The sequence below is a fragment of the Methylobacterium sp. yr668 genome (genome assembly GCF_900116245.1).
In the GTDB taxonomy this organism is placed as follows: domain Bacteria; phylum Pseudomonadota; class Alphaproteobacteria; order Rhizobiales; family Beijerinckiaceae; genus Methylobacterium.
This window is the reverse complement of record NZ_FOZY01000001.1, coordinates 73,766-99,713: the sequence shown is the minus strand read 5'-3', so window position 1 is coordinate 99,713 and position 25,948 is coordinate 73,766. Positions and strand designations below refer to the sequence as shown.

Here is a 25,948-nt window from a genome sequence, read left to right as displayed (position 1 = left end):
CGATATCAGGTTGCCTGCGCCGCGTTGGGCCCGCCGGGCCGATCCCAGGGAAATCCGTACGACAGCAAACGGTCGACTCAGAGCTCGGTGGCGCGCGCCGGCGACGGAATCACGCCGCCGGGCCGAGCCAATCGAGGACGATTCGCAACTGGTCGTCGTCGAGCAACGCGGGCGCGTGGCCGCAATCGGGAATCTCGACGCGGCGCGTCGGCGGTCCTCGGCGCGTCATCTCGTCGGCCGTCGAGGCGAGGAGGAGTTCCGAGTGCTCGCCGCGGAGCAGCAGGACCGGACAGGTGATCGCGTCCCAGTCGCGCCACATGCTCACGCTGTAGACGCGGCCCGGTCGGAAGGCGTCTCCGATGCCGGGATCGTAGTGGGGTCGCCAGCCGCCGTTGGGCTCCTGGAAGAAGCTGTGCTTGGCGATGTGGCGCCACTGCTCGTCGGTGAGCGGGCCGAACGCGCCCAGCACCGTGCGCAGACGCGATTCGCCCGAGGCGAGGTTATGGTGCAGCCGGGGCGCGTCCCGCAGGCGCGACCCAATCTCGCGGATGGGCGCCCAGGGCAGGAACGGGCCGATATCGTTGATCACCATCCGGCGGATCGGGGTGCGGGCGGCCGCGGCCAGGACCATGCCGGTCAGGCCGCCGAGAGACGTGCCCACCCAGTCGATCTTCCCGGGGACCCGGAGATGGGCGATGAGCGCGGCCATGTCGGCGGCGTATTGTGGCAGGCCGTAGAGTTCCGGGTCCCTCAGCCATCCGCTGAGGCCGCGCCCAGGCAGGTCCGGGCAGATCACCCGGTACCCGAGCTTCGCGAGGCGATAGCCGAGGGCGTCGAAATCGCGGCCCTGGCGGCTGAGACCGTGGACGCAGACGACGACGTGCGGGCTGTCCGGGTCACCCCATTCCACGTAGGCGATGCGGTGGAAGTCGTGGGGCGCGTAGGCCAGGAAATGGCCGGTCCGGAACGGCACGTCGGCGCGGCTCAGGTCGTCGAGCCGCGGCGTCGCCTCAGGTCCGGGAGCGGGCGCCGCGGTGCCGGCCGTCACGGGGTCTCCGTGCGCGCGGCGGCCTCGCGGGCGAGACGGCCGGTCGTCTGATGGAGGTCGACCATCTGGTCGGTCAGCCGGCGCGCCTGCTCCTGCAGGAACGCGATGTTCAGCGCCGCGACCTCGCGGGCATCTGCCGCCTTGGCGACGCGGTCCGCGAAGTCGAGGCTCGCGCGGACATTGGTGTCGGAGGCCACGAGCATCCGGTGGCCGATCTCGCGCATCGCCGCCATGGCGTGGACGGCGTTATCCTCGAACGCGTTGTAGAGCCGGGCGCCGGCGGCGTCCCACTGCTCGCGCACCCGGCGGGCGCCGGCCACGTTGCTGTCGGTGAGTTGGTGCGCGGTCTCGCGGCTGGAGCCCATCACCGCGCGCCAGCCCTCGAAGCTCTGCGCCATCGAGGCCTCGAAGGCGTTCAGCGCCATCTCGCCCGCCTCGGCGAAGCGCTCGTACGCCTCGCGCGCCCGGGCGACGCCGCCCTCCACCGCGGCGCGGCCGGTCTCCCCGGAGATCGCCGGCAGGTTGTCGTTCCCCACAATCGTCTCCCGCAGATGGGCCGGTCGCACGCGGTCCCGACGGCGCGTCGCTGGAATACGGGCATCCGCCAGGGGCGATCTCCCGTCAACAGGGCTCTGTAACAGAATCCGCGCGCGGCCCACATTGTCACGGTGGCAGTGATTGACAGGCACGACGGCGGCGAAATCTTCGTCGCGCGGAGCGCACGCCACGCCCGCCGCCCGATCAGAAGGCTGCACGATGACGGACACCCGTCCGACCCAGACCGAGGTCCGCGAGACGGGCTCTCATCCGTTCGAGGCCGGGCTCGCCCGCCGGCCGGCCAACTACGTCCCGCTGACCCCCGTCAGCCTGCTGGCGCGGGCCGCCGCCGCGGCGGGGGGGCGGATCGCCGTGATCGACGGCCACCGCCGCCTCACCTACGCGGACCTCTACGCGCGCTGCCGGCGCCTCGCCGCGGGCCTCGCGGCCCGGGGGGTCGGGCCACTCGACACCGTGGCGATCCTGGCGCCGAACGTCCCGGAGATGATCGAGGCGCACTTCGCCGTGCCGATGCTCGGCGCGGTGCTGAACCCACTGAATACGCGCCTCGACGCGGCGACGATCGCGTTCTCGCTGCGGCACGGGGGCGCCCGGGCGCTCCTCGTCGAGGCCGAGTACGCCGCGCTGGCCGCGCGGGCGCTCGCGGAACTCGCCGAGCCGGTCCTCGTCGTGGCGATCGGCGCGACCGGGATCGACGGGGCCCTGCCCTACGAGGATCTGCTGGCCGAGGGCGATCCGGACTACGCCTGGCACGGCCCTGAGGACGAGTGGCAGTCGCTCTGCCTGCTCTACACGTCGGGGACGACCGGCGATCCCAAAGGCGCCGTCTACAGCCATCGCGGCGGCTATCTCCAGGCGCTCGGCAACGCCGTCACGTTCGGCCTGACCGGCGAGAGCGTGTATCTCTGGACGCTGCCGATGTTCCACTGCAGCGGTTGGTCCTACCCTTGGGCGAGTGTCGCCGCCTGCGCCACGCAGGTCTGCCTGCGCAAGGTCGAGCCGGCGGCGATCTTCAGGCTGATCGCCGAGCACGGGGTGACGCATCTGTGCGGCGCCCCGATCGTCCTCTCGATGATCGCGCACGCGCCGGCGCAGGACCGTGTGCCGTTCCCCCAGCGCGTGCGCTGCGCGGTCGGCGGCGCGGCGCCGTCCTCGACGATCATCCGCACCATGGAGGAGCTCGGCTTCCAGGTGACGCATCTCTACGGCGCCACCGAGAGCTACGGCCCCGCGACGGTCTGCCTGGCGCAGCCGGACTGGACCGATCTCCCCGACACCGAGCGACACGCCCGCATGGCCCGCCAGGGCGTGCCCCTGGCGACGCTCGAGGCGGTGAGCGTCGCCGACACCGTGACCGACGCGCCGGTGCCGCAAGACGGCACGACAGTCGGCGAGATCCGCCTGCGCGGCAACACGGTGATGAAGGGCTATCTCGGCAACCCGGGCGCGACCGAGGAGGCACTCGCCGGCGGCTGGTACCGGACCGGCGACCTCGCGGTCTGGCATCCCGACGGGTCGGTGGAGATCAAGGACCGAGCGAAGGACATCATCATCTCGGGCGGCGAGAACATCTCCAGCCTGGAGGTGGAGGAGGTGCTGATGCGCCATCCCGCCGTGATGCTGGCGGCCGTCGTGGCGCGGCCGGATCCGACCTGGGGCGAGAGCCCCTGCGCGTTCCTGGAGGTGAAGCCCGGCGCAGCGGTGCCGAGCGACCAGGAGTTGATCGCGTTCTGTCGCGAGCACATGGCGCGGTTCAAGGTGCCGAAGACGGTGGTGTTCGGGCCGCTGCCGAAGACCTCGACCGGCAAGATCCAGAAATTCGTCCTGCGCGAGCAGGCGCGGACCCTCTGACCCGCGCCGGTCCCGTGACGGGAGCCGTTTCGGGCGACCGCTACAGGCCGGAGACGAGATGGCCGCCGTCGACCGCCAGGACGCTGCCGGTCATGTAGGCGCCGGCCTCCGAGGCCAGGAGCAGGAGCGGCCCGTCGAGTTCGGCGGCCTCGCCCAGCCGGCGCTGCGGAATGCGCCTGATCAGCGCCCGGCCGGCATCGGACTCGAAGAAGGCGTCGTTGAGCTCGGTCTTGATGTAGCCCGGCGCGAGGGCGTTCACCCGGATCCCGTAGCGGGCCCACTCGAGCGCGAGGCTCTTGGTGAGCTGGACGACCGCCGCCTTCGAGGTGGCGTAGGGGGCGAGCCCGCCGGTGACCCGCAGCCCGAGGATCGACGCGATGTTGACGATGCTGCCGCCCGCGCCGTGCCGGACCATGCGCCGGCCGGTGGCCTGGGCGACCTGCCAGACGCCTTTGAGATTCGTGTCGAGCACCGCGTCCCAGTCGGATTCCGCGAGGTCGAGGGCCGGCTTCGTCGCCGTCACGCCGGCATTGTTCACCAGCACCGCCACCGGTCCGAAGCGCTCTTCGGCGGCGTCGAGCGCCCGCTCAACGCTCGCGGCGTCGGTGACGTCCATGACGACGGCGTGGGCCTCCCCGCGCGCGGACGTGACGCGGGCGACGGTCTCGGCGAGGGCGTCGGCACGGCGGGCGCCCAGCGAGAGGCGCGCGCCGGCGCGGGCTAGGGTCCCGGCGAAGTGACGGCCGAGGCCGCTGGAGGCCCCGGTGACGAGAACGTGGCGGCCGGCGAGGTCGAACGGATTCGCCATATCAGCGGGCCGCGGTGACGCTCGGCAGGGCGACCCGGAACGCGCCGGTGATAACGAAATCGGTCATGGCTCTGCGCCTCCCCTGCACGCGCCGCCGGTCTTCAGGCCGCGGCGCCGGACCCTGTTGTGGACCCGCTCCGCCGGGTCCGCCAGCCGGCACGGAGCTCCTGCCCGCTCATCGGCGGCCGAACAGCCGCTCGATGTCAGCGAGCTTCAGCTCGATCGAGGTCGGGCGCCCGTGATTGCACTGTCCGGAATTCGGCGTCGCCTCCATCTCGCGCAGGAGGGCATTCATCTCCTCCGGCCGCAGGCGTCGCCCGGCCCGGATTGAGCCGTGGCAGCTCATGCGCGACAGGACCGCGTCGAGGCGCCGCCCGAGCGGGCCGCCCTCGGTCGCCGGCTCTCCGCCCTCCTCGTCGCCGCTGGCGTCCAGGGCGTCGAGGATGTCGGTGACGAGCTTGCGCGTCGAGGCGCCGATCAGCGCGGCCGGCACCTCGCGCACGAGCACCGCCCCCGGCCCGAACGCCTCGATGGACAGTCCCAGCCGGTCGAGGTCCGGGGCGGCCGCGACCAGCCGGTCGGCCTCCTCGGGGCTCATCTCGACGACGTCAGGAATCAGGAGTCCCTGGCGGGCGATGCCGCCTGCCTCCCGCTCGGTCTTCATCCGCTCGTAGACGAGGCGCTCGTGGGCGGCGTGCTGGTCGACGATCACAAGACCGTCGCGGGTCTGGGCGAGGATGTAGGTCTCGTGGATCTGCGCGCGGGCGGCCCCCAGCGGATGATCGAGCGCCTCCACAGCGTCGGCGGCAACGCGGGTGTCGGCCTGGGGCGCGGCCGCCACGGCTTCGGGCTCGGGCCCGGCCCAGACGGCCTGAGCGGCCTCGCCGAAGCCGGTCGGCTCGACCCGCGCCGGCTGCGGTGCCGGCCTCCACGCCGCCGAGGAACGGTAGCCGGGCGGCGCTGCCACCGAGGGTGCACCGCTCGGGAAGGGGCCCGGCCGCGTCGGCCGGAACAGGCTCGGCGCGGTGGCGCCGCTGTGGGTGGCGAGCGGCGCCCCGGCCGGGCGCAGGGCGTCGAGGGTCCGCGCGGCGCCGGTGGTGGCCGAGCGGGCGCCGCCGCGGCGCAGGGCGTCATGGATCGCGCTCACGATCAGCGCCCGCACGAGGCCCGGCTCGCGGAAGCGCACCTCGGTCTTGGCCGGGTGGACGTTGACGTCGACGAGGCCGGGGTCGCACGCGACGGCGAGGCCGAGCACCGGGTGCCGGTCGGAGGCCAGGGTGTCGGCGTAGGCGCCGCGGATCGCCCCGAGCAGGAGCCGGTCGCGGACCGGCCGGCCGTTGACCGCGAGGTGGATGTGCGTCGCCGCGCCGCGATGGTAGGTCGGCAGGCCGACATGGCCCGTCACCGCGAAGCCCTCCCGGGCTAGGGAGACCGGCAGGGCGTTGGCGAGGAAGTCCTGTCCCAGCACCGCCGCGAGCCGGCGCAGCTCCGCCTCGGCCCCGGTCTCGGCCGGCAGGACCAGGGGCTGCCCGGCATCGGCTCTCAGGGTGAAGCGGATCCTGGGCTGCGTCGCGGCGAGGCGGCGCAGCGTCTCGGCGATCGCGGCGTTCTCGGCCCGGTCCGACTTCAGGAACTTGAGCCGCGCCGGCGTGGCGGCGAAGAGCTCGGTCACCTCGATCCGGGTGCCGCGCTGGGCCGGGGCCGGACGGACCTGCCCCTTCATCCCCGCGTCGACGGTGAGGCTCGCCCCCGCCTCGGCCTCCGGCGTGCGGGTGACGATGGCGAGCCGCGACACCGCGCCGATCGACGGCAGGGCCTCGCCGCGGAATCCCAGGGTGTCGATCGCCGTGAGGTCGCCGCCCGGGAGCTTGGAGGTGGCGTGCCGCTCGACCGCGAGGTCGAGATCGTCCGGCGTCATGCCCCGGCCGTCGTCGACGACCCGGATCAGCCGGCGCCCCCCGGCCTCGACGGTGACCTCGATCGCCCGGGCCCCGGCATCGATCGCGTTCTCGACCAGCTCCTTCACGGCCGAGGCCGGGCGCTCGACCACCTCGCCCGCGGCGATGCGATCGACGAGGACGGGGTCGAGGCGGCGGACGGACGGCGCGGACAGGGAGGACATCGGCGCGCAGGATAGTCCCTGCGCGGCGGCGATCCAATCGGCCGGTCGTGCCGACCCGTCAGGCGCGGCGCTTCGACCCGCCCAGGGAGATGCGGCCGGCGCCCCCGCGCGGTCCGTGGCTCGCCGCCGCCACGGGACGGCGGGACAGGTCGTAGAGGACGTTCCCGACGAGGCCCGCGGTCCGCCGGAGGGTCGGGCCCTCGCAGGTCGCCGCGACGCGGACGCCGATCGCGTGGGTGTGACTGCGGCCGTAGAGCCAGACGGCGAGCCGGGCGCGCGTCGCCTCCGGGATCCCGTCGAGCAGAAGCGCGGCCCCGTCCGGGTCGGCCTTGATCAGGCGGCCGACCACGTCCGGTGCGACCGGGCAGTCGAGGGCCGGGTCGTCGATGCTGAGCGTTCGGTCCTGGGTCATGGTGGCCCTGACAGCGTGGAGCCGTCAGCGTGGGCAGTCTTGGTTAACGAAAGCTCACCACAAGTCGTAGCCCCGATCCGCCATTGCAGGTCGCGACGGGGGCGTTGCCGCGCTGCAACCGCCACCCGCCCCGGATCCCGCGTCCTAGAGCGGCCGTCGGATCAGCCGGGCGATCAGGCCGACGATGCCCTCGCGGAACAGCAGCACGCAGAGCACGAAGACGCAGCCCTGGATGATCGTCACCCAGGCACCGAACTGCGCCAGGTAGGTCTCCATCGTGACGATCACCAGCGCGCCGACGATCGGCCCGAACACCGTCCCCATGCCGCCGACGAGCGTCATCAGCACCACCTCGCCGGACATCGACCAGTGCACGTCGGTGAGCGAGGCGAGCTGGAAAACGATCGCCTTGGTGGAGCCCGCGAGCCCGGCCAGCGTCGCCGAGAGCACGAACACCGCGAGCTTGTACTGGCTGGCGCGGTAGCCGAGCGAGATCGCCCTCGGCTCGTTGTCGCGGATCGCCTTCAGCACCTGCCCGAAGGGCGAGTGGATGATCCGGTAGATCAGCAGCATCCCGGCCATGAAGACCACGGCCACCACCGCGTACATGACCCGGTCGTCGGCGAGGCTGATCGCGCCGAACAGGTTGCCGCGGGGCACCGCCTGGATGCCGTCCTCGCCGCCGGTGAACTTCGCCTGCAGGGAGAAGAAGAACACCATCTGGGCGAGCGCCAGGGTGATCATCGAGAAGTAGATGCCCTGCCGGCGGATCGCCAGGGCGCCGAAGACCAGACCCAGCAGTGCGGCCGTGACCGTGCCGGCGAGGATCGCGAGCTCGGGCGTGAAGCCCAGGCTCTTGGCCGTGTACGCGCAGAGGTAGCTCGCCATGCCGAAATAGGCGGCGTGGCCGAAGGAGAGCAGGCCGCCGTAGCCGAGCAGGAGGTTGAAGGCGAGCGCGAACAGCGCGAAGCACAGCACCTTCATCAGGTAGACGGGGTACAGGACGAGCGGTGCCACGACGAGCAGCACCGCTATGCCCACGAAGATGAGGCGGTGGAGCGCCTTGTCGTCCCGACTCGTCGGCACGGCGGCGGCGATCGGGGCGGCGTCGAGGGCGGCGGTGTCGGCCATGGGGGTGCCTCAGATCGCGATCAGGCCGTGCGCCCGAACAGGCCGGCGGGTTTGACGAGCAGCACCAGCACCATGATCACGAAGATCACGGTGGCGGACGCCTCCGGATAGAACACCTTGGTCAGCCCCTCGACGAGGCCCAGGGCGAAACCCGTGATCACCGAGCCGATGATCGAGCCCATGCCGCCGATCACCACCACGGCGAAGACCACGATGATGATGTCGGCGCCCATGTTGGGATTGACCGAGTAGATCGGCGCAGCGAGCACCCCGGCGAAACCCGCGAGCGCGACGCCGAACCCGTAGGTCAGCGTCAGGAACAGCGGCACGTTGACCCCGAACGCCTGGACCAGGGTCGGGTTCTCGGTTGCGGCGCGCAGATAGGCGCCGAGCTTGGTCTTCTCGATCACGAGCCACGTCGCGATGCAGACGGTCAGCGAGGCGACCACCACCCAGGCGCGGTAGTTCGGCAGGAACATGAAGGGCAGGCGCTGGCCGCCGGACAGCTCGGCCGGGATCGCGTAGGGCAGACCCGACACGCCGTACTGGTTGCGGAACAGGCCCTGGATGATCAGCGCGAGACCGAAGGTCAGCAGCAGGCCGTAGAGGTGGTCGAGCTTGTAGAGCCGGGCGATGAGCACCCGCTCCAGCACGATGCCGAAGGCGCCCACCACGAGCGGTGCGAGCCCCAGCGCCCACCAGTAGCCGAGACCGACATAGGTGAGCAGCATCCAGGCCACGAACGCGCCCATCATGTAGAGCGCACCGTGGGCGAAGTTGATGATGTTCAGGAGCCCGAAGATGATCGCGAGCCCGAGCGACAGGATCGCGTAGAACGAGCCGTTGATCAGGCCGAGCAGGAGCTGACCGAACAGGGCCTGCGTCGGCACACCGAAGATCGTGGTCATGGCCGGTCTCCGCGCCCCGAACCCACTGTCAGCCCTTCACCAGGGGGCAGTTGCCCTCGTTGAGCGGCCGGAAGACCTGGTCGCCCGGGATGGTCTCGAGCTTCTTGTAAAGATCCCACTCGCCCTTCGACTCGGCGGGCTTCTTGACCTCGAACAGGTACATGTCGTGGATCTTGCGGCCGTCCGCGCGGATCACGCCCTTGCCGAACAGCGGGTCATCCGTCGGCATCGCCTTCATCTTGGCGACCGTGGCCGCGCCGTCGGCGGTCGACTTCGTCTCGGCCACAGCCTTCAGGTAGTGGAGCACGTCCGAGTAGACGCCCGCATGGTTCGCGGTCGGCTTCGAGCCGTTCTTCATCTGCTTGGCGAACCGGTCCGAGAAGGCGCGGGTCTGGTCGTTCAGGTCCCAGTAGAACGGCTCGGTGAGCACCAGCCCCTGCGCCACCTTGGTGCCCAGCGAGTGCACGTCCGAGGAGAAGACCAGGAGGCCGGCGAGCGCCTGGCCGCCCTCGGTGATGCCGAACTCGCCCGCCTGCTTGATCGCGTTGATCGTGTCGGTGCCGGCATTGGCCAGCCCGATCACCTTGGCGCCCGACCCCTGCGCCTGCAGCAGGAAGGACGAGAAGTCCGAGGTCGGGAACGGCGTCTTCACCGAGCCGACGACCTTGCCGCCGTTCTTGGTGATGACCGTGCTGGTGTCGCGCTGGAGGGTCTGGCCGAAGACGTAGTCGGCGGTGAGGAAGAACCACGTGTTGCCGCCGCGCTTGACCATCGCGCCGCCGGTGCCGTTGGCGAGCGCCACCGTGTCGTAGACCCAGTGGATGGTGTTCGGCGTGCATTGCGGGCCGGTGAGGTCGGCGGTGCCGGCGCCGGTATCGATGAAGACCTTGTTCTTCTCCTTGGTGACTTGGCTGATGGCCAGCGCCACCGAGGAGGTCACGCCGTCGGTGATCATGTCGACGGCGTCGCGGTCGTACCATTGCCGGGCGATGGCCGCGCCGACATCCGGCTTGTTCTGGTGGTCGGCCGAGACGATCTCGACCTTCAGCCCGTGCTGCTCGGGCTTGAAATCCTCGACCGCGAGCTTCGCGGCCACGACCGAGCCCTCGCCACTGATGTCCGAGTAGGCGCCCGAGCGGTCGCCCAGGATGCCGATCTTCACGTTCGTCTGCGCGGCTGCGGTGCCTATCATCAGGGCGCCGGCGAGGGCGGCGAGGGTCACGGGCCGGGCGATGCGTCCGAGCATTTTCGTTTCCATCCTCCAGCGGCGCGGCGGATCTCCGCCGGCCGAGTATCGGGTCGCCGTTTTCTGGCGCTTCTACGGTTTTCGCGCGCGAGATTCAGACGCCGAGATAGGCGTGCAGCTTGTCGATATTGGCGTCAAGCTCGGCATTGGGGATCATGTCGACCACCCGCCCCTGCTCGATCACGAAGTGCCGGTCCGCCAAAGTCTGGGCGAAGCGGAAATTCTGCTCCACCAGGACGATGGTGTAGCCCTGAGTCTTCAATTGCTGGATCGTCCGGCCGATCTGCTGGACGATGACCGGCGCGAGACCTTCCGTGGGCTCGTCGAGCAGGATCAGCTTGGCGCCGGTGCGCAGGATGCGCCCGATCGCCAGCATCTGCTGCTCGCCGCCCGAGAGCTTGGTGCCCTGGCTGCCCGCGCGCTCCTTGAGGTTCGGGAACAGCGTGTGGATGTCGGCCACCGACATGCCGCCGGGCTTCACCCGCGGCGGCAGCATCAGGTTCTCGTGGACCGTCAGGCTCGCGAAGATGCCGCGCTCCTCCGGCACGTAGCCGATCCCGAGCCGGGCGATGTTGCGCGAGGCCATCCGGACCGTCTCGACGCCGTCGTAGACGATCGAGCCCGAGCGCTTGCCGAGGATCCCGATGATCGCCCGGAGGGTCGTGGTCTTGCCCGCGCCGTTGCGGCCGAGGAGCGTAATCACCTCGCCCGCGCGCACGTCGATGTCGATGCCGTGGAGGACGTGGCTCTCGCCGTACCAGCCCTCGAGGCCGCGGACGGTCAGCAGCGCGTCGGTCGCGGCCGCCGGAGGTGTCTTCAGAGCCGCCTCAGGCATGTCCCGCCCCGATATACGCTTCGACCACGCGCGGATCCTTCGAGACCGTGGCGTAGTCGCCCTCGGCCAGCACCTGCCCGCGGGCCAGCACGGTGATCCGGTCCGACAGCGAGGCGACCACCGAGAGGTTGTGCTCCACCATCAGGATGGTGCGGTCCTTCGAGACCCGGCGGATGAGTTGGGCCGTGCGCTCGACGTCCTCGTGGCCCATGCCGGCCATCGGCTCGTCGAGGAGCAGCATCTCCGGATCGAGGGCGAGGGTCGTGGCGATCTCGAGCGCGCGCTTGCGCCCGTAGGACAGCTCGACCGCGAGCACGTCGGCGAAGTCCGAGAGGCCCACCGCCTCGACGAGGGCGAGCGCCTCGCCGTTCAGCGCGCGCAGGACCCGCTCGGGCCGCCAGAAGTCGAAGGAATCGCCGCGACGCCGCCGCTGGAGGGCGATGCGGACATTCTCCATCACCGTGAGGTGCGGGAACACGGCCGAGATCTGGAAGGAGCGCACGAGCCCGAGACGGGCGACGTCCGCGGCCTTCAGGCCGGTGATGTCGCGGTCCTTGTAGCGGATCGTCCCCGCAGTCGGGATCAGGAACTTCGTCAGGAGGTTGAAGCAGGTGGTCTTGCCGGCTCCGTTCGGCCCGATGAGGGCGTGGATGGTGCCGCGCTCGACCTGCAACGCCACGCCGTTGACGGCCCGGAATCCGCGGAATTCCATCGTCAGGCCATCGGTCGCCAGGATTACATCCCGTGCCAAGCGTGTCCCTCCCGGGTTCGATTTCTTGCCGCCATATCGCCGATCCCCAGCCGCACAGTCCATCGCAAACGCTCGTGGCGGCGCGACAATCCCCCGGGAGTGATATCAGTGGCCCTCCGTGTCACGACGGCCGCCGGACTGAACTTGACCGCGCCGCGCGCCGCACTTAACTCAGACAATTCTTCGCGTGGCTCTTCTGAGAGGTTTCGGCATGGGCGATCGCCCGGCCTACATCGCCGTCGACTGGGGCACGACGAACCGGCGGGCCTTCGCCGTCTCGGAAGCGGGCGTCATTCTCGACAGCCTGCACGACGAGCGTGGCGTCCTCGCCCTTACGCCCGACGCCTATCCGGCGGAGATCGCGGCGCTGCGCGCGCGACTGGGCGCTGACCTCATCATCGCCGTCGGCATGATCGGCTCCAACCGAGGCTGGCAGGCGGCGCCCTACGTGGCCGCGCCGGCCACCCTCACCGCCCTGGCCGAAGCCTGCCTCGAGCCCGCCCCGGGCGTCCGGATCGTCCCCGGCGTCGCTCTGCGGGGCGGTGGTCGCCCCGACGTGATGCGGGGCGAGGAGATCCAGGTCTTCGGGGCGATCGGAGCGGGCGCGGCGCCGGCGACGGCCCTGTTCTGCCAGCCTGGTACGCACAACAAGTGGATCGAAACCGTCGACGGGGCCATCACGGATTTCACCACCGTGATGACCGGAGAATTCTTCGCCCTCCTGCGGGCACACGGGATCCTGGCCGGGACGCTCGACGGCACGGTCGGGGATGGGGCCCCCTTCCGCGCGGGTGTCCGGCGCGGCCTCGCGTCCCGCAATCTCGCCGCCACCCTGTTCGAGGTCCGCTCCGGCCTCCTGCTCGACCGGCTCGCCCCCGAGGACGCGGCGGCCCATGCCAGCGGGATCCTGATCGGCGCCGATATCGGCACCCGGGACGACCTCCGGCGGCGCCCGGTCCATCTCCTCGGCGGCGGCCGCCTCGGGTCGCTCTACGCCGCCGCCATCACCGAAGCGGGCGGGGATCCGGTGATCGTGCCGGACGGTTCAACCACGGCCGGTATCCACGCCATCTGGAGTCTGCGGGCATGACCATCCTCGACCGGTTCGAGGCGGCCTTCGCGGCCTGCCCCCTCGTCGCCATCCTGCGGGGGCTCACGCCGGACGAGGCACCCGCCGTGGGGGAGGCTCTGGTCGGGGCCGGGTTCACCCTCGTCGAGGTGCCCCTCAACTCGCCGGACCCGCTCCGGAGCATCGCGGCGCTCGCCGAGCGCCTCGCCGGGCGGGCACTGGTCGGAGCCGGCACGGTCCTGACGCCGACTCAGGTCGGCGAGGTCGCCGCTGCTGGCGGAACCCTCGTGGTATCGCCGAACGCCGATCCGGCCGTCATCGGCGCCACCGTCGCGGCGGGCCTTGTCTCCCTTCCCGGCTATCAGACGCCCACGGAGGCTTTCGCGTGCCTGGCGGCGGGAGCAACCGCGCTGAAGCTGTTCCCGGCGGATGTCGCGACGCCCCTGGCGCTCCGAGCGCATCGCGCGGTCCTTCCGCCGGACACGCGGGTTCTGGCCGTCGGCGGAGTCTTGCCCGAGACCATCGCGGGCTGGCGGCAGGCGGGCGCCGATGGATTCGGCCTCGGGTCCAATCTTTACCGGCCCGGGAAGGCGGCGGCCGACGTCGCCCGCGACGCCGCGGCCTACGTGGCGGCGTTCGAGCGCTCCGCCTGAAGACACCGATGGCGGGCCGTCCGGTCGGGCCGAGCTAGACACGGCAGAGCGTGTCGGCCGCGCTCCCTGACCTTCGCTCGATGCGCGCCTCCGCAGGCGGCCTGACCGCGCCTGCGCGACCGGTTCACAGCGCGATCGCCGCCGCGTCGTCGCGGTCGGCACTTCACCGGCGAGGCCCGGCCGCCCGTGGCAGGTTGCCGAGGTGTCGCGCTATCGGCGGTTCGCGATCTCGCGAGCCGGCCGATCGGACCGGTCAACCACCGTCCGGCACGCACCGCTCAGCGACACCCGCTTCTCGCGGAGGCAGAGTGTGATCGCTCCCGCGTTCGGGATCTGGGCGGCGCACAGGCGCATCACGTCCGGCGTGCAGGCGGCCCGGTCCGCGCCGGTCTCGGCGAGCGCGGGTGCCGTACCGACGAGAACCGCGAGGAGGGCGAAAGTGGCGGACTTCATCAAGGATGTCTCCTGAGCGGATCGGGGCAGCGAGCGGCCAAGCCTCGGCGTCCGGCGAGAACGCCGAGGCCGGAAAAGATATCCCGTCGTGCTTGTTTCAATCTGACGCAGGTTCGCGGCCGCGGAGTGAAAGGCCGCTGACGTCACGGACGTATCGCCGGTGCGATCGCACCGGTCGTCGCAGGCTCGACCAGAGCCGCACCGGCGACCGGTTGTGATCTCTGGCGATCGAGCTTGTCCGCCGAGACGAGGGCGGCGGCGATCAGGGCCGACACCGCCAGCGTCGCCTTCACCACGTCCCAGACCCGCGCGAGCATGGTCGATCCCCAACGGCGTCATCGAGTGCGAGCAGCGGATCCGCCTCATCAATCCGCCTGCCCCGCATCCTCGACCGGAGCCCTTCCCAAAACCTTTCCCGTGAACCCGAGGACTGCATATCGACCGTCGCGTGATGCAATCCGGTCTCACCCCGAGAACTCACGCAGGTTTCCCACGCAGCATCTCACTCGAGCGTCGATCCCGCGGCCGCCTCGGCGGCCAGCGCCTCGAAGACCAGGGCGTGACGGCGCGCCAGGGCCTCGACATCGTGCGTGTACCCGCCGCCAATCACCGCGGCGAGCGCGATCCCACGGGCGCGGGCCTGCGCCACGACGTAGCGATCGCGGGCGAGCAGTCCGTCATCGGTGAGGCAGAGACGGCCGAGACGGTCGTCCCGATGGGGATCGACGCCCGCGTTATAGAAGACGAGATCCGGCGCGAACGCGTCGAGGAGCGTCGGCAGGCGGGCGCGCAGGACATCGAGATAACCGGCATCATCGAGACGGTCTGGCAGACCGATGTCGAGGTCGCCAGCGATCTTCTGGGCCGGGTAGTTGTTCTCGCAATGGATCGAGAGCGTGAACAGGTCGGGACTGAGGGCGAGGCAATCCGCGGTCCCGTCGCCCTGATGCACGTCGAGGTCGACCACGAGGACGCGCCGGACCAGACCTTCGGCCTGGAGGGTGCGGGCCGCCACCGCGACATCGTTCAGCACGCAGAAACCGGCGCCCTGCCGGCGCCGCGCGTGGTGGCTGCCGCCGGCGGCGCTGCCCGCGAGGCCTTCCGCGAGGGCGAGGCGCCCGGCCAAGAGGGTGCCGCCCACCGAGGCGCGGGAGCGGCGGACAAGGGCGGCGTCGACCGGCAAGCCGATCGCCCGCTCGATGTCCCGGCCGACATCGCAGGCGAGCACCGCGTCCACGTAGGCCGAATCGTGGGCGCGTAGCAGGATCTCGGCACTGGCGGGCTCCGGCGTGACGAAGCCTAGGGGCGCCAGACCCTTGGCGACCAAGGTCTCGGCGAGCAGGCCGTACTTGCGCATCGGGAACCGGTGGCCTGACGGGAGCGGCGCCTCGTAGGCCGGATGGAAGGCAATCGGCGGGATCACGCGGGCCGTCCCAGATCGGCCAGGAGGCACCGGGCCAGTGCCTGACCGCTGTCGTAGGCCGCCTCGATCCGGGCGCCGAGGCACCAATCCCCGCCTGCCCCGAGACGCAGGTCCGGATCGTACAGGCAGGGTTGCTCCAGGGCGGTCTCGACCTGGGCGTAGCGCCAGCGATGCGCCTCCGCGTGGGACGGCCGGAGCGTGGCGCCGAGGACGTCCTCGGCCGCTCCGAGAAGCGCGGCGATGACCGCCTCGCGCGGGGCCTCGAGATGTCCGCGGGACCAGGCGGGCGTCGCGTGCACCGTGAGCCGCGAGCCCGCAGGCCTCCCGGGCTTCGCGGAATCGTGCGCGATCAGGCCGATCGGATCGGTCCGAGGCTGGACGAGGACATCCCGCGGTCGCGTCTCCGTCGCCACCATGAGCGACCAGCACGGCGCATAGGTGGCGCGCCGGACACCGGGCAACGCGACGCCCGATGCCTCGAGCAGCGTCCTGACCTGAGGGGCCGGGACGGTGATCGCGACGGCGTCGAACGGGCCGTGCACGGTGCCGGCCGCGTCCTCGAGGTGCCAGCGCGCTCCCTGCCGTCGAAGCCGCACGACGGTCGTCGCGCTCGATACCGGAAGGTCCGAGAGCAGGGCGCGGACGGGCTCCGTCATGCCCGGCACGCCGACATGGCGGTCGGAGCCGGCCCAGGGCGCAACGATGCCCAGCCGCGTCCACCGGCCGAGCTCGGCCGCGAAGGCGGGCCCGCGCGCACGCATGAATTGCGCGCCGTGGTCGAACTGCATCTCACCGACCCGCCGGGTCGCCATGCGTCCCCCGACCCCGCGCCCCTTGTCGAAGACCCGGACGCGGAAGCCCGCCTCGGCCAGCCGGCGCGCGGCGGCCGCGCCTGCCATGCCGGCTCCGAGGACCGCGACAATTCCTTGCTCGTTCACGCCCCTGCCCCGTCTGAACGACCGGCCCCGCCGCCGCGTGAGGGCGAAGATAGGGGCCGAGCCACGCGGCGTCAGAGCGACGGAATCGCGCTTGTCATGGACGGGATCGGTGTACGCGACGCGGATACGGTCCGGCTGTCCGGCGAAGTCCCGCGGTGATCGGTGGCGCCGTGGTGCGGGTAGAGGGAATCGAACCCCCACGCCTTGCGGCTGGCGATTTTGAGTCGCCCGCGTCTACCAATTCCGCCATACCCGCGTGCCAGCGCTCTTCGCATAGGTCGGCGGCTCCGGCCAAGTGTTGTTTTGCGTCGGTCAGCGATCTGGCCAAGGCGGGGCGCCTATGCTCAAAGGGCGGCCGATCTCATAATCCGGGACCTTGAATGCTCCGCCGGCTCTACGCGTGGATCCTGGCCCTCAGTGACCGGCCGTCCGCGCCCTACGCGCTCGGTGCCGTGGCCTTCGCCGAAAGCTCCTTCTTTCCGGTTCCACCGGACGTGATGCTCGTCCCGATGGCGGTCGCCCGGCCGGATCGGGTCTGGTTCTACGCCACGATCACGACGGTCGCCTCGGTCCTCGGCGGTCTGGTCGGCTACGCCATCGGAGCCCTGCTGTTCGACTCCGTCGGTGAGTGGCTCATCCGCCTCTACGGCTTGCAGAACTCGGCCGCCACCTTCCAGGACTCCTACGCGCGCTACGGCCACTGGGTGATCCTGCTGAAGGGGCTCACGCCGATCCCCTACAAGCTCGTGACGATCACGTCGGGTTTCGCGCATTACAGCCTGTTCTGGTTCACGATCCTGTCGATCGTGACCCGCGGCGCCCGCTTCTTCATTCTCGCCGGACTGCTCGGCCGCTACGGTGTCCAGATTCGCGGCGTGCTCGACCGGCACCTGAACGCGGTCGCGGCGATCTCCGTCGCCGTCATCGTCCTCGGCTTCCTGCTCTTCAAGGTGATCCTGTAGCGATGAACACGGCGGCTGCCCTGCGCCTCAAGACCGCTGGCCTCTGGCTCGCGATCGCCTCCGCCCTCACCGTCGGGGCCGCGCTAGTCCTCCAGTACGGATACGGCTACGCGCCGTGCAAGCTCTGCCTGACCGAGCGGCTGCCCTACTACGCCGCCGTGCCGCTGGGTCTGCTGGCCCTGTTCCTGCCGGAGCGCTTGGCGCGGATCGCCCTCGGGCTCGCGGCCCTCGGCCTGCTCTACGGAGCCGGGATCGGGGTCTACCACGCAGGCGCGGAATGGGGCTTCTGGCCGGGACCTGCCGATTGCGGCGGCGGCACCGGCGCCAATCCGGGCCAAGTCGGCGACTTCCTCAACAGCCTGCAGACCACGAAGGTGGTCGACTGCTCGGTGGCCGCGCTCCGAGTGCTGGGCGTGTCGCTCGCCGCCTGGAGCGCCGCGATCTCGGCCGTGCTGGCCTCCTTCGCGGGGACCGCCGCGCTGCGTCCCTGACGCGCGCGGACCGGCGAGGCCGATCAGTTCCGGTCGTCGGGCAGGACCGGAATCGCCGCCACCTCGATGCCCTCGTCGATCAGGGCCCGCGCCTCCGCGGGGCTCGCCTCACCGTAGATCGAACGCCCTTCCGCCTCGCCGTAGTGGATCTTGCGCGCCTCCTCGGGGAAGCGCGCCCCGACATGCTCGGCATTCGCCACGACGTGCTCCCGGAGCGCGCGCAGCATCGCCCGCACCTGACGTTCCGGCTCGGCGATCATGGTCACCGGCGCCTCCGCCTTCGGGATCGGCGGCAGCGCGCGCTCCCGATCCGTGCGGGCGACGCTCGGCACCATCAGGGCCTTGCTGACCTTGGCGCTGTCGCAGACCGGGCACGTCACGAGGCCGCGCGTGACCTGCGTGTCGTAGGAATCGGAGGACGGGAACCAGCTCTCGAAGCCGTGCCCGGCATCGCAGACGAGACTGTACCGGATCATTCTGTTGCTTGCTGTGGTGACTACTGCGCGGCCCGAGCCTGCGGACCGACGCGCTCGACGGTGAAGGGCCGGCCGTGCTGCAGCGAGGGGATGCGGGCCCGGGCCTCCGCGACCTGCGCGAGGTCGATCTCCGCCAGGATGATCCCCGGCTCGTCCCCTCCGGCATCGGCCAGGACCCGGCCCCAGGGATCGACGATCAGCGAGTGGCCGTAGGTCTCGCGCCCGTCCTCGTGCCGACCGCCCTGCGCCGCCGAGATCACGAAGGCGCCGGTCTCGATGGCCCGAGCCCGCTGCAGGACGTGCCAGTGGGCCTCGCCGGTCTGCCGGGTGAAGCAGGCGGGGGCCGTCAGCACGTCGGCGCCCGCCTCGGCGAGGGCGCGGTACAGCGCGGGGAAGCGGATGTCGTAGCAGATCGTCAGGCCGAGCGTGGCCCACGGCGTCTCGGCGAGCACCGCGCAGGCGCCACCGGAATAGGTCGCGGATTCCCGCCAGCGCTCGCCGCTCGGCAGGTCGACGTCGAAGAGATGCAGCTTGTCGTAGGAGGCCAGGATCTCCCCGTCGGCGCCGATCAGGTAGGCGCGGTTGGCGATCTTGTCGCCGGCCCTGACCGCGATCGAGCCGATCTGGACGACCGTTCCGGTCTGACGCGCGGCCTCGCGGAGCGCCGCCAGGGTCGGGTCCTGCTCCTCGGTGGTGACGTGGGCGAACAGACGCTCGCGGCTCCGCTCCACCAGGGACGTCATCTCGGGAGTCTGCACGTAGGCCGCGCCCCGCGCCGACGCCTCGCGCACGCCCGCCACGGCCGCGTCGCGATTGGCGGCAGGGTCGCGCCCCGACCGCATCTGCACGCAGGCAGCTGTGAAGCGGGGCTCAGGCATCGGCCGTGTCCTTGAGCAGCGGGTCGAGCTTGCCGGCGCGGTCGAGGGCGTAGAGGTCGTCGCAGCCGCCGACATGCGTGGCGCCGACGAAGATCTGGGGCACGCTGGTGCGGCCGCCGGCGCGCTCGACCATGGCGGACCGGGCGCCCTGCACGCGCTCGACGTCGATCTCCTGGAAGGCGGCGCCCTTCTCCTTCAGCAGGCTCTTGGCCGCCGAGCAGTAGGGACACCAGGCCGTGGTGTAGATTGTGACCGGCTGCATCGCGATCGTCGTCCCGCGCGTGAACTCGGGACATATAGGAGCGCGGGGCGCGCCTTGCCTATGCCCGTGTGGTCACAGGGCAACGCGCGCGCGCCGTCGACGAAGCACCGGCAGGATCAGGCGGCCAGGAGCTTCTCGACCTCGTTGACGAGGTCGCGGAGGTGGAAGGGCTTCGACAGGACCTTGGCGTCCTTCGGGGCCTTCGAATCCGGGTTGAGGGCGACCGCCGCGAAGCCGGTGATGAACATCACCTTGATGTCGGGATCGAGCTCGGTGGCGCGGCGAGCCAGCTCGATGCCGTCCATCTCGGGCATCACGATGTCGGTCAGCAGCAGCTCGAACGGCTCCTCGCGCAACCGGTTGTAGGCGGAGAGGCCGTTGTCGAAGGACAGGACATCGTAGCCCGCGTTCTGCAGCGCCTTGGCCAGAAACCGGCGCATGTCGTTGTCGTCTTCCGCCAGCAGGATTTTCATCGGCCGGATCCGAGCCTTCGAGTCGAGAAGTTGATCCCATAAAGGGAGGCGATGGTAAACAAGGTGTTAGGATGGAGCGCGCAGCCGCCGCCGCGTGTCTCCCGGGCGACTGCGTCGGCCGCCGGTGCGGAGTGGACAGGCGATCGATCGCACACCACAGTGAGCGCCTGCTGTCCTCGTTCAACCGCCGGGGTGTCCACCAGCCGATGACTGCAACCGAACCGGTACAGCCAGACGCCTTCGGATTTGCCCCGGCCTTCGCGGTCGACGAGCCCGCGGCGCACACCCTGCCTTTCGTCTTCAATACCGGTCATTCCGGGGCCGTCTACCCCCCCGACTTCATCGCGGCCTCGCGGCTCGACGCGCTGACCCTGCGCCGCTCCGAGGATGCCCACGTCGACCGCCTGTTCGAATCGGTCGTCGGACTGGGCGCGCCGCTCCTGAGGGCCAACTTCCCCCGCGCCTTCCTCGACGTGAACCGGGAGCCCTACGAACTCGACCCGCGCATGTTCGAGGGGCGCCTGCCGCCCTTCGCCAACACCCGGTCGATGCGCGTCGCGGGCGGTCTCGGGACCGTGCCCCGGGTCGTCGCCGACGGCCAGGAGATCTACGCCCGGCGCCTGCCTGTCGCCGAGGCGACCGCCCGGATCGAGAGCCTGTACAAGCCGTATCATCGCGCGCTGCGCGGACTGGTCCAGCGCACGGCGCGCACCCACGGCCACTGCATGCTCGTCGATTGCCACTCGATGCCGTCCTCGAGCCTCGGCCGCGATCCGGACATGAAAGCCGACGTGGTGCTGGGCGACCGCTACGGCACGGCGTGCGCACCCGTCCTGATCGACGGATTCGAGGCCGCGTTCCGGGCCCGGGGTTTCCGCGTGGTCCGCAACAAGCCCTACGCCGGCGGCTTCATCACGGAGCATTACGGCGAGCCGAACCTCGACCGCCACGCGCTCCAGATCGAGCTGAATCGGGGCCTCTACATGAACGAGGCCAGCCTCGCGATGACGACGGGCTTCCCGGCACTGGTCGAGGCGCTGCGCGGCGTCGTCGCCGATGTCGCCAAGGACCTCGACGATCTCGTCCCCCGCCAGATGGCCGCGGAATAGGGGCGCTGCCCCGACCGTTCACGAAGAAGAGCGGCGGTATGCCGGAAAGAAAAAAGGCCACTCCCGAAGGAGCGGCCCGAAGTCTAGGGAGGAAACGCCCAAGAAGGGCAGCGAGACCGCGACGCCATCGCGATCTCGCAACGCACAAACTAAAGTGCGCCGCACAAGAAGCAAGCGCAATTCGCCCGCCGCGGCCGCTCTGCGCGCATACCTGAAGCGCGTTCGCTGGCCACCGCGCGCGTCGCCGCGTGCAGGCGTAGCTCGGACCAGAGCGAGAACCGATGCGGTCGAACGTGTCGCCTAGCGGGGCGCGGTGATCGGATCCGCGCCCGCAGCGCCGTTCAGCCCTGGCTCTTGAACAGCTTCTCGATCTCGGCCCGCAGGGGTCCTGCGAGATCGTTCCGCTCCAGGGCGTAGGCGAGATTCGCCGTGAGGAAGCCGAGCTTCGAGCCGGTATCGTAGGTCCGGCCCTCGTAGCGCATGCCGTAGAAGGCCTGCTTCTCCATCAGGTCGATCATGGCGTCCGTGAGCTGGATCTCGCCGCCCGCGCCCTTCTTGCCGTGCTCGAGGATCCCGAAGATCTCGGGCTGGAGGATGTAGCGCCCGGAGATGATGAAGTTCGACGGCGCCGTGCCCTGCTTGGGCTTCTCGACCATCCCGGTGATCTGGAAGGACTGGCCGTAGGTCTCGCCCACGCTGACGATGCCGTACTGGTGCGTCTCCTCGGGCGCCACCTCCTCGACGGCGATGATGTTGCCGCCGTGGCGATCGTAGGCGGCCAGCATCTGCTGCATGCAGCCGCGGCTCAGCATGTCGGGGAGCAGCACCGCGAACGGCTCGTCGCCGACGATCTCGCGGGCGCACCACACCGCGTGGCCGAGGCCGAGCGGCGCCTGCTGGCGGGTGAAGCTGGTCTGGCCGGCCTTCGGCAGGTCCTTCTTCAGCTCCTCGTAGGCGGCCGTCTTCCCGCGCTCCTGAAGGGTGTGGTCGAGCTCGAACGCGATGTCGAAATGGTCCTCGATCACCGCCTTGCCGCGGCCGGTGACGAAGATGAAGTGCTCGATCCCGGCCGCGCGCGCCTCGTCAACGACGTGCTGCACCACTGGCCGGTCGACGACCGTGAGCATCTCCTTCGGGACCGCCTTCGTGGCGGGCAGGAAGCGCGTGCCGAGGCCCGCGACGGGGAGGACGGCCTTGCGGATCGGTTTCATCGAGCGGTAACCCCGGAACTGGATGGAACGACGTGGTCAGCTGTGCGGTCAGTGAGATAGCTTAACGCGAGCCGTCGCAAGCATGTACATCGTTAGTATGAGGCGGCGGGGCGTAAATTTCCCGTCTGCAAAGGCGTAAGCAGTTGCCGGGATGGCGGCAGTGAGGGCGAGATGGCGGTTCTGGTGACGGGGGGTGCCGGCTACATCGGCAGCCACATGGTGCTGGCGCTCCTCGACGCCGGCCATGAGGAGGTCGTCGTCCTCGACGATCTCTCCACCGGCTTCGACTGGGCGGTCCCAGAGGGTGTGAAGCTCGTCGTCGGCGACGTGGCCGACCAGGCCCTCGTGACGCAGACCATCCTGCAGCACCGCATCGATGCCCTGGCCCACTTCGCGGCCAAGATCGTCGTGCCCGAATCCGTAGCCGACCCCCTGGGCTACTACCTCGCCAACACGGTGAAGACCCGCGCGCTGATCGAGGCGTCGGTGCGTGCCGGCGTCAAGAATGTCATCTTCTCCTCGACCGCGGCCGTCTACGGTGAGCCCGAGGCCTCGCCGGTTCCCGAGGACCTGCCGCTGAAGCCGATCAATCCCTACGGCCGCTCGAAGCTGATGAGCGAGTGGATGATCGCCGACGCCGCCGCGGCGCACGGCTTCTCCTACGTGGTCCTGCGCTACTTCAACGTCGCCGGCGCGGATCCGGAGGGACGGTCCGGCCAGTCGACGCCCAACGCCACGCACCTGATCAAGGTGGCCACGCAGGCGGCGCTCGGCCAGCGCGCCCGGCTCGACGTTTTCGGGACCGACTACCCGACCCCGGACGGGTCGTGCCTGCGCGACTACATCCAGGTCTCGGACCTCGCGGAGGCGCATCGCCTCGCCCTCGACCATCTGCGCTCCGGTGGCGAGAGCCTGACGCTGAACTGCGGCTACGGGCGCGGCTACTCGGTCCTCGAGGTCGTCGAGGTCGTGAAGCGGATCTCGGGCCGCGACTTCGAGGTGCGGCTGAGCCCGCGCCGGGCCGGCGATCCGGCCCAAATCGTCGCCGAGGCGGCGCGCATCCGCGATCGCCTGGGCTGGCAGCCCCGGCACGACGACCTCGACGCCATCGTCGGCCAAGCCCTCGCCTGGGAAGAACGCCTGGAGAAGCGCAATCGGATCTGACCGGATGCATTCCCGTCGATGGATCCTGGCCGCGGCGGCGTGCCTCGCGACCGGCCTGGCCCGCGCCGAGGACGCCTTCCAGGCGTTCGTCGAGGCCCTGCGTCCGGACGCGGCGGCGCGGGGCGTCTCCGCCGCGACCTTCGACGCGGCGTTCCGCGGGATCACAGGCCCCGATCCCGGCATCCTGGCGCGAACCCGCCGCCAGAGCGAGTTCAGCCGGCCCGTCTGGGAGTACCTCGTCGGCGCGGTCTCGGCCGGCCGCATCGCGCGCGGCCGCGACCGCGCCGCCACCCTCGCGTCGACCCTGACGGCGATCGAGGCCCGCTACGGCGTTCCGGGTCCGATGGTGATGGCGTTCTGGGGCGTCGAATCGGATTTCGGAGCGAGTGCGGGCAACGTCCCGACCGTCCGGGCGCTGGCGACGCTCGCCGAGGCGCGGCACCGCGGCAGCCTATTCCGCGACGAGCTCCTCGCCGCCCTCACGATCTTGCAGCGCGGCGACATCGCGCCCGATCGGATGAGCGGCAGCTGGGCTGGCGCGATGGGTCAGGTGCAGTTCCTGCCCTCCACCTACCTGGCCCACGCGGTCGACTTCGACGGCGACGGCCGCCGCGACATCTGGACCAGCGCGACGGATTCGCTGGCCTCGATCGCCGCCTATCTCAAGGATCTCGGCTGGAATCCGACCCTCTCCTGGGGCTACGAGGTGCGCCTGCCGAAGGAGTTCGACCTGAGCCGCTACGCGGGCGATCTCGCGAGCTTCACCGAGCGCGGCGTTCGCCGCACCGACGGGCAGCCGCTGCCGGGGGCCGGGCGCGCCAGCCTGTTCCTGCCCGGAGGCCTCGGCGCGCCGGTCTTCCTGATCACCGACAATTTCGAGGTGGTCCGGGGCTACAACACCTCGGATTCCTACGCGCTGGCGGTGGGTCACCTTGCCGACCGCCTCGCCGGCGGTCCGCCGCTGGCCGCGCCGTGGCCCGCCGGAGCCCGCCTCGACGGGCCGGGCCTCCGCGCCCTGCAGACCGGCCTCGCGGCTTCCGGCTTCTACGACGGGCCGACGGATGGGCGCGCGGGCCCGAAGCTGCGCGAGGCGGTGCGGCGCTATCAGATCAGCGTCGGATTGCCGGCCGACGGGTACGCGACGCCGGCCCTGCTCGCCCGCGTGGCCGGGAAGGCAGCGCCGCGACGCTGAGCCCGGCGAGAGGTTTAGACCCACGTGCGGCTTCCACCTATAGTGGCCGCGGTCCGAACGGGCCCGGTTCGGCGTAAAGCGTACGGGATGCGCATGGTCCTCGCTCGTCGGCGTCCTTCGGAACGCCTCCTCATCCTCGGGCTCTCGGTCCTGTTGGGGCTCGCGGAGGTGTCGACTTTCGGGGGCGGTCCGGCCCGCGCGCAGTGGGGCGACAGCTACCAGCAGCAGCAGGGCGGCACCTATTACCAAGCGCCGCCGCGCCGGCGGCCGCGGGACGCCTATTACCGCGACGACGGGACGTCCGGGCGCCAGCCCCGCTACGCGCCGCAGCAGGAGGCGCCGCGCCAGTTCTACTGGCCCTGGGAGGACAGGCCGCAGCCGGTGGCGCCGCAGCCGGAGCGCACCTACCGGGCCCCGCGCCAGCGAACCAATCCCTACGCGACCGGAGAGGCGCAGCGTCCGCCCCCCGCGGTGAAGCGGCGGGTCCGTCCGACCCGGGCGCCGACACCGCCGAAGCCCGCGGTCGCCAAGACCGAGCCGAACGTCCAGATCGCCGTCTTCGGCGATTCCCTCGCCGACCATCTCGCCAAGGGCCTCGACGACGTGTTCGAGGACAATGCCGACGTCGCCGTGATCGACCGCGCGAAGGGCGACAGCGGTCTGGTGCGCAAGGACGTGGTCGACTGGCCGAAGGTCGCGCAGGACTACCTCCAGAGCAATGCGAAGGTGCGCTACGCGCTGGTGATGTTGGGCGCCAACGATCGGCAGCCGATCCGCGAAGGCGACGAGACGGCAGATCCCCTCACGGACCGCTGGCGCGCCCTCTACCGCGCCCGGGTGGAGGCGCTGGCGAAAGTCTTCACCGACCGCAAGATCCCGCTGATCTGGGTCGGGCTGCCGCCGGTCCAGAGCGAGTCCCTGAGCCGGGACCTCGCTTCCCTGAACGACATCGTCCGGGACACCGTTACCAAGGCCGGCGGCACCTACGTCGATATCTGGCCGGGCTTCGTCGACGACCGAGACCGGTACGCCGCGTCGGGCCCGGATCCGGAAGGCCAGATCGCCAAGCTCCGTACCGCGGACGGTGTCCATTTCACCAAGGCGGGCGATCGGAAGCTGGCACACTTCGCCGATGTCGAGCTGAAGCGGCTGATGGGCGCGGTGCCGGGCACGGCCGAGCCGTCGCCGACCGCGACCGTGGCGCCGACCGCACCGCCCGCGACACCCGGGCCGAGCCTCGACGGTACCGCGCCGGCCACCGATACCGCGGCGATCGATCGTCAGATCACCGCGATGCTGCCGAGCCTGCCGGAGCCGCCCGGCGTGCCGGCGCTCCCGGTGAAGCCCGCGGCCGGCCCCGTGGTACCGTTGAGCCGGAGCGAGGTGTCGCCCGGCGGCGCGCTGCTGAATGGCCGTCCGCGCGATCCGGACAATTCCGGGACCGTGGAGCGGACACTGCTGCGCGGCAACGCGCCGATGCCGCAGCCCGGCCGAGCCGACGATTTCCGCTGGCCGCCCGGCTGA

28 protein-coding genes and 1 tRNA gene are annotated in these 25,948 nt (G+C 70.9%); 9 read left to right on the top strand and 20 right to left on the bottom strand.

The window, feature by feature from the left end; genetic code table 11:
• Nucleotides 1-109: 109 nt before the first annotated feature.
• Nucleotides 110-1,048 carry an alpha/beta fold hydrolase gene (locus BM419_RS00475; protein ID WP_091924365.1) on the bottom strand — a complete coding sequence of 313 codons (939 nt, stop codon included), beginning with the start codon at nucleotides 1,046-1,048 and terminating at the stop codon, nucleotides 110-112.
• The gene (locus BM419_RS00470; RefSeq protein WP_056521976.1) at nucleotides 1,045-1,584 is read right to left on the bottom strand and encodes a phasin family protein; all 540 of its coding nucleotides are present in this window, start codon (nucleotides 1,582-1,584) and stop codon (nucleotides 1,045-1,047) included. Before BM419_RS00470 ends, BM419_RS00475 begins: the two co-directional genes overlap by 4 nt.
• Before the next feature lie 220 nt (nucleotides 1,585-1,804).
• Here BM419_RS00470 and BM419_RS00465 point away from each other — a divergent pair, with 220 nt between their 5' ends.
• On the top strand, nucleotides 1,805-3,457 hold the full coding sequence (locus BM419_RS00465) for an AMP-binding protein (protein WP_091924362.1): 1,653 nt from the start codon (nucleotides 1,805-1,807) through the stop codon (nucleotides 3,455-3,457).
• A gap of 40 nt (nucleotides 3,458-3,497) precedes the next feature.
• Here the strand turns inward: BM419_RS00465 and BM419_RS00460 are convergent, their stop codons facing one another.
• From BM419_RS00460 to BM419_RS00425, 8 genes are all read right to left on the bottom strand, one after another.
• Nucleotides 3,498-4,265 (bottom strand): SDR family NAD(P)-dependent oxidoreductase, encoded by a 768-nt coding sequence (locus BM419_RS00460; RefSeq protein ID WP_091924359.1) that lies wholly within the window; start codon nucleotides 4,263-4,265, stop codon nucleotides 3,498-3,500.
• A gap of 175 nt (nucleotides 4,266-4,440) precedes the next feature.
• A complete protein-coding gene (gene mutL / locus BM419_RS00455) occupies nucleotides 4,441-6,387 on the bottom strand; it encodes a DNA mismatch repair endonuclease MutL (RefSeq protein WP_091924356.1) in 1,947 nt (648 codons plus the stop codon).
• 58 nt (nucleotides 6,388-6,445) lie between these two features.
• Entirely contained in the window at nucleotides 6,446-6,799 is a 354-nt protein-coding gene (locus BM419_RS00450) for a hypothetical protein (protein ID WP_020091438.1), read from the bottom strand.
• Nucleotides 6,800-6,943: 144 nt separating this feature from the next.
• A complete protein-coding gene (locus BM419_RS00445) occupies nucleotides 6,944-7,930 on the bottom strand; it encodes a branched-chain amino acid ABC transporter permease (RefSeq protein ID WP_020091437.1) in 987 nt (328 codons plus the stop codon).
• A gap of 20 nt (nucleotides 7,931-7,950) precedes the next feature.
• Complete coding sequence (locus BM419_RS00440) at nucleotides 7,951-8,838, bottom strand: branched-chain amino acid ABC transporter permease (RefSeq protein ID WP_043380394.1); 888 nt, start codon at nucleotides 8,836-8,838, stop codon at nucleotides 7,951-7,953.
• A gap of 28 nt (nucleotides 8,839-8,866) precedes the next feature.
• Nucleotides 8,867-10,084 (bottom strand): ABC transporter substrate-binding protein, encoded by a 1,218-nt coding sequence (locus BM419_RS00435; RefSeq protein ID WP_091924353.1) that lies wholly within the window; start codon nucleotides 10,082-10,084, stop codon nucleotides 8,867-8,869.
• A 94-nt stretch (nucleotides 10,085-10,178) separates the two neighbouring features.
• Nucleotides 10,179-10,919 carry an ABC transporter ATP-binding protein gene (locus tag BM419_RS00430; RefSeq protein WP_042674624.1) on the bottom strand — a complete coding sequence of 247 codons (741 nt, stop codon included), beginning with the start codon at nucleotides 10,917-10,919 and terminating at the stop codon, nucleotides 10,179-10,181.
• Nucleotides 10,912-11,670: an ABC transporter ATP-binding protein gene (locus tag BM419_RS00425; RefSeq protein ID WP_026604669.1), complete on the bottom strand. Its 759-nt coding sequence runs from the start codon at nucleotides 11,668-11,670 to the stop codon at nucleotides 10,912-10,914. The genes BM419_RS00430 and BM419_RS00425 overlap by 8 nt, the downstream gene beginning before the upstream one ends.
• Nucleotides 11,671-11,881: 211 nt before the next feature.
• Between BM419_RS00425 and BM419_RS00420 the strand changes: the two genes are divergently transcribed.
• A complete protein-coding gene (locus BM419_RS00420) occupies nucleotides 11,882-12,760 on the top strand; it encodes a 2-dehydro-3-deoxygalactonokinase (RefSeq protein WP_091924350.1) in 879 nt (292 codons plus the stop codon).
• Nucleotides 12,757-13,392, top strand: coding sequence for a 2-dehydro-3-deoxy-6-phosphogalactonate aldolase (locus BM419_RS00415; protein ID WP_091924347.1), 636 nt, complete (start codon nucleotides 12,757-12,759; stop codon nucleotides 13,390-13,392). The genes BM419_RS00420 and BM419_RS00415 overlap by 4 nt, the downstream gene beginning before the upstream one ends.
• Nucleotides 13,393-13,602: 210 nt before the next feature.
• On the opposite strand, the gene BM419_RS00410 is transcribed toward BM419_RS00415, so the two are convergent.
• The 5 genes from BM419_RS00410 to BM419_RS00395 all read right to left on the bottom strand — a co-directional run bounded on the left by BM419_RS00410 (nucleotide 13,603) and on the right by BM419_RS00395 (nucleotide 16,462).
• A complete protein-coding gene (locus BM419_RS00410; protein ID WP_020091430.1) occupies nucleotides 13,603-13,845 on the bottom strand; it encodes a hypothetical protein in 243 nt (80 codons plus the stop codon).
• A 143-nt stretch (nucleotides 13,846-13,988) separates the two neighbouring features.
• The gene (locus BM419_RS32225) at nucleotides 13,989-14,162 is read right to left on the bottom strand and encodes a hypothetical protein (protein ID WP_165923050.1); all 174 of its coding nucleotides are present in this window, start codon (nucleotides 14,160-14,162) and stop codon (nucleotides 13,989-13,991) included.
• A gap of 185 nt (nucleotides 14,163-14,347) precedes the next feature.
• Entirely contained in the window at nucleotides 14,348-15,268 is a 921-nt protein-coding gene (locus BM419_RS00405) for a histone deacetylase family protein (RefSeq protein WP_175556250.1), read from the bottom strand.
• Nucleotides 15,265-16,206 carry an NAD(P)/FAD-dependent oxidoreductase gene (locus tag BM419_RS00400; protein WP_280141958.1) on the bottom strand — a complete coding sequence of 314 codons (942 nt, stop codon included), beginning with the start codon at nucleotides 16,204-16,206 and terminating at the stop codon, nucleotides 15,265-15,267. The genes BM419_RS00405 and BM419_RS00400 overlap by 4 nt, the downstream gene beginning before the upstream one ends.
• 171 nt (nucleotides 16,207-16,377) lie before the next feature.
• Nucleotides 16,378-16,462, bottom strand: a tRNA-Leu gene (locus BM419_RS00395).
• Nucleotides 16,463-16,586: 124 nt separating this feature from the next.
• Between BM419_RS00395 and BM419_RS00390 the strand changes: the two genes are divergently transcribed.
• On the top strand, nucleotides 16,587-17,168 hold the full coding sequence (locus BM419_RS00390; RefSeq protein ID WP_056522002.1) for a YqaA family protein: 582 nt from the start codon (nucleotides 16,587-16,589) through the stop codon (nucleotides 17,166-17,168).
• A gap of 2 nt (nucleotides 17,169-17,170) precedes the next feature.
• Complete coding sequence (locus BM419_RS00385; RefSeq protein ID WP_091924341.1) at nucleotides 17,171-17,659, top strand: disulfide bond formation protein B; 489 nt, start codon at nucleotides 17,171-17,173, stop codon at nucleotides 17,657-17,659.
• A gap of 23 nt (nucleotides 17,660-17,682) precedes the next feature.
• On the opposite strand, the gene BM419_RS00380 is transcribed toward BM419_RS00385, so the two are convergent.
• The 4 genes from BM419_RS00380 to BM419_RS00365 form a co-directional block, all read right to left on the bottom strand.
• Nucleotides 17,683-18,135, bottom strand: a complete 453-nt coding sequence (locus tag BM419_RS00380) for a DUF1178 family protein (protein WP_091924338.1) — start codon at nucleotides 18,133-18,135, stop codon at nucleotides 17,683-17,685.
• 20 nt (nucleotides 18,136-18,155) lie between these two features.
• A complete protein-coding gene (locus tag BM419_RS00375) occupies nucleotides 18,156-19,013 on the bottom strand; it encodes a carbon-nitrogen hydrolase family protein (RefSeq protein WP_091924335.1) in 858 nt (285 codons plus the stop codon).
• Nucleotides 19,006-19,275 (bottom strand): glutaredoxin 3, encoded by a 270-nt coding sequence (grxC, locus tag BM419_RS00370; RefSeq protein ID WP_091678081.1) that lies wholly within the window; start codon nucleotides 19,273-19,275, stop codon nucleotides 19,006-19,008. Before grxC ends, BM419_RS00375 begins: the two co-directional genes overlap by 8 nt.
• Nucleotides 19,276-19,391: 116 nt before the next feature.
• A complete protein-coding gene (locus tag BM419_RS00365) occupies nucleotides 19,392-19,748 on the bottom strand; it encodes a cell cycle two-component system response regulator CpdR (protein WP_003603128.1) in 357 nt (118 codons plus the stop codon).
• Nucleotides 19,749-19,954: 206 nt separating this feature from the next.
• On the opposite strand from BM419_RS00365, the gene BM419_RS00360 reads away from it, so the two are divergent.
• Entirely contained in the window at nucleotides 19,955-20,857 is a 903-nt protein-coding gene (locus tag BM419_RS00360) for an N-formylglutamate amidohydrolase (protein WP_091924332.1), read from the top strand.
• A 341-nt stretch (nucleotides 20,858-21,198) separates the two neighbouring features.
• Here BM419_RS00360 and galU read toward each other — a convergent pair whose 3' ends face one another.
• Complete coding sequence (galU, locus tag BM419_RS00355) at nucleotides 21,199-22,068, bottom strand: UTP--glucose-1-phosphate uridylyltransferase GalU (protein WP_091924328.1); 870 nt, start codon at nucleotides 22,066-22,068, stop codon at nucleotides 21,199-21,201.
• Nucleotides 22,069-22,239: 171 nt separating this feature from the next.
• Between galU and galE the strand changes: the two genes are divergently transcribed.
• The 3 genes from galE (at nucleotide 22,240) to BM419_RS00340 (ending at nucleotide 25,948) form a co-directional block, all read left to right on the top strand.
• Entirely contained in the window at nucleotides 22,240-23,232 is a 993-nt protein-coding gene (gene galE / locus BM419_RS00350; protein ID WP_091924324.1) for a UDP-glucose 4-epimerase GalE, read from the top strand.
• Between the two features lie 4 nt (nucleotides 23,233-23,236).
• Nucleotides 23,237-24,424, top strand: coding sequence for a lytic murein transglycosylase (locus BM419_RS00345; RefSeq protein ID WP_091924321.1), 1,188 nt, complete (start codon nucleotides 23,237-23,239; stop codon nucleotides 24,422-24,424).
• A 93-nt stretch (nucleotides 24,425-24,517) separates the two neighbouring features.
• Nucleotides 24,518-25,948, top strand: a complete 1,431-nt coding sequence (locus tag BM419_RS00340; protein WP_091924318.1) for an SGNH/GDSL hydrolase family protein — start codon at nucleotides 24,518-24,520, stop codon at nucleotides 25,946-25,948.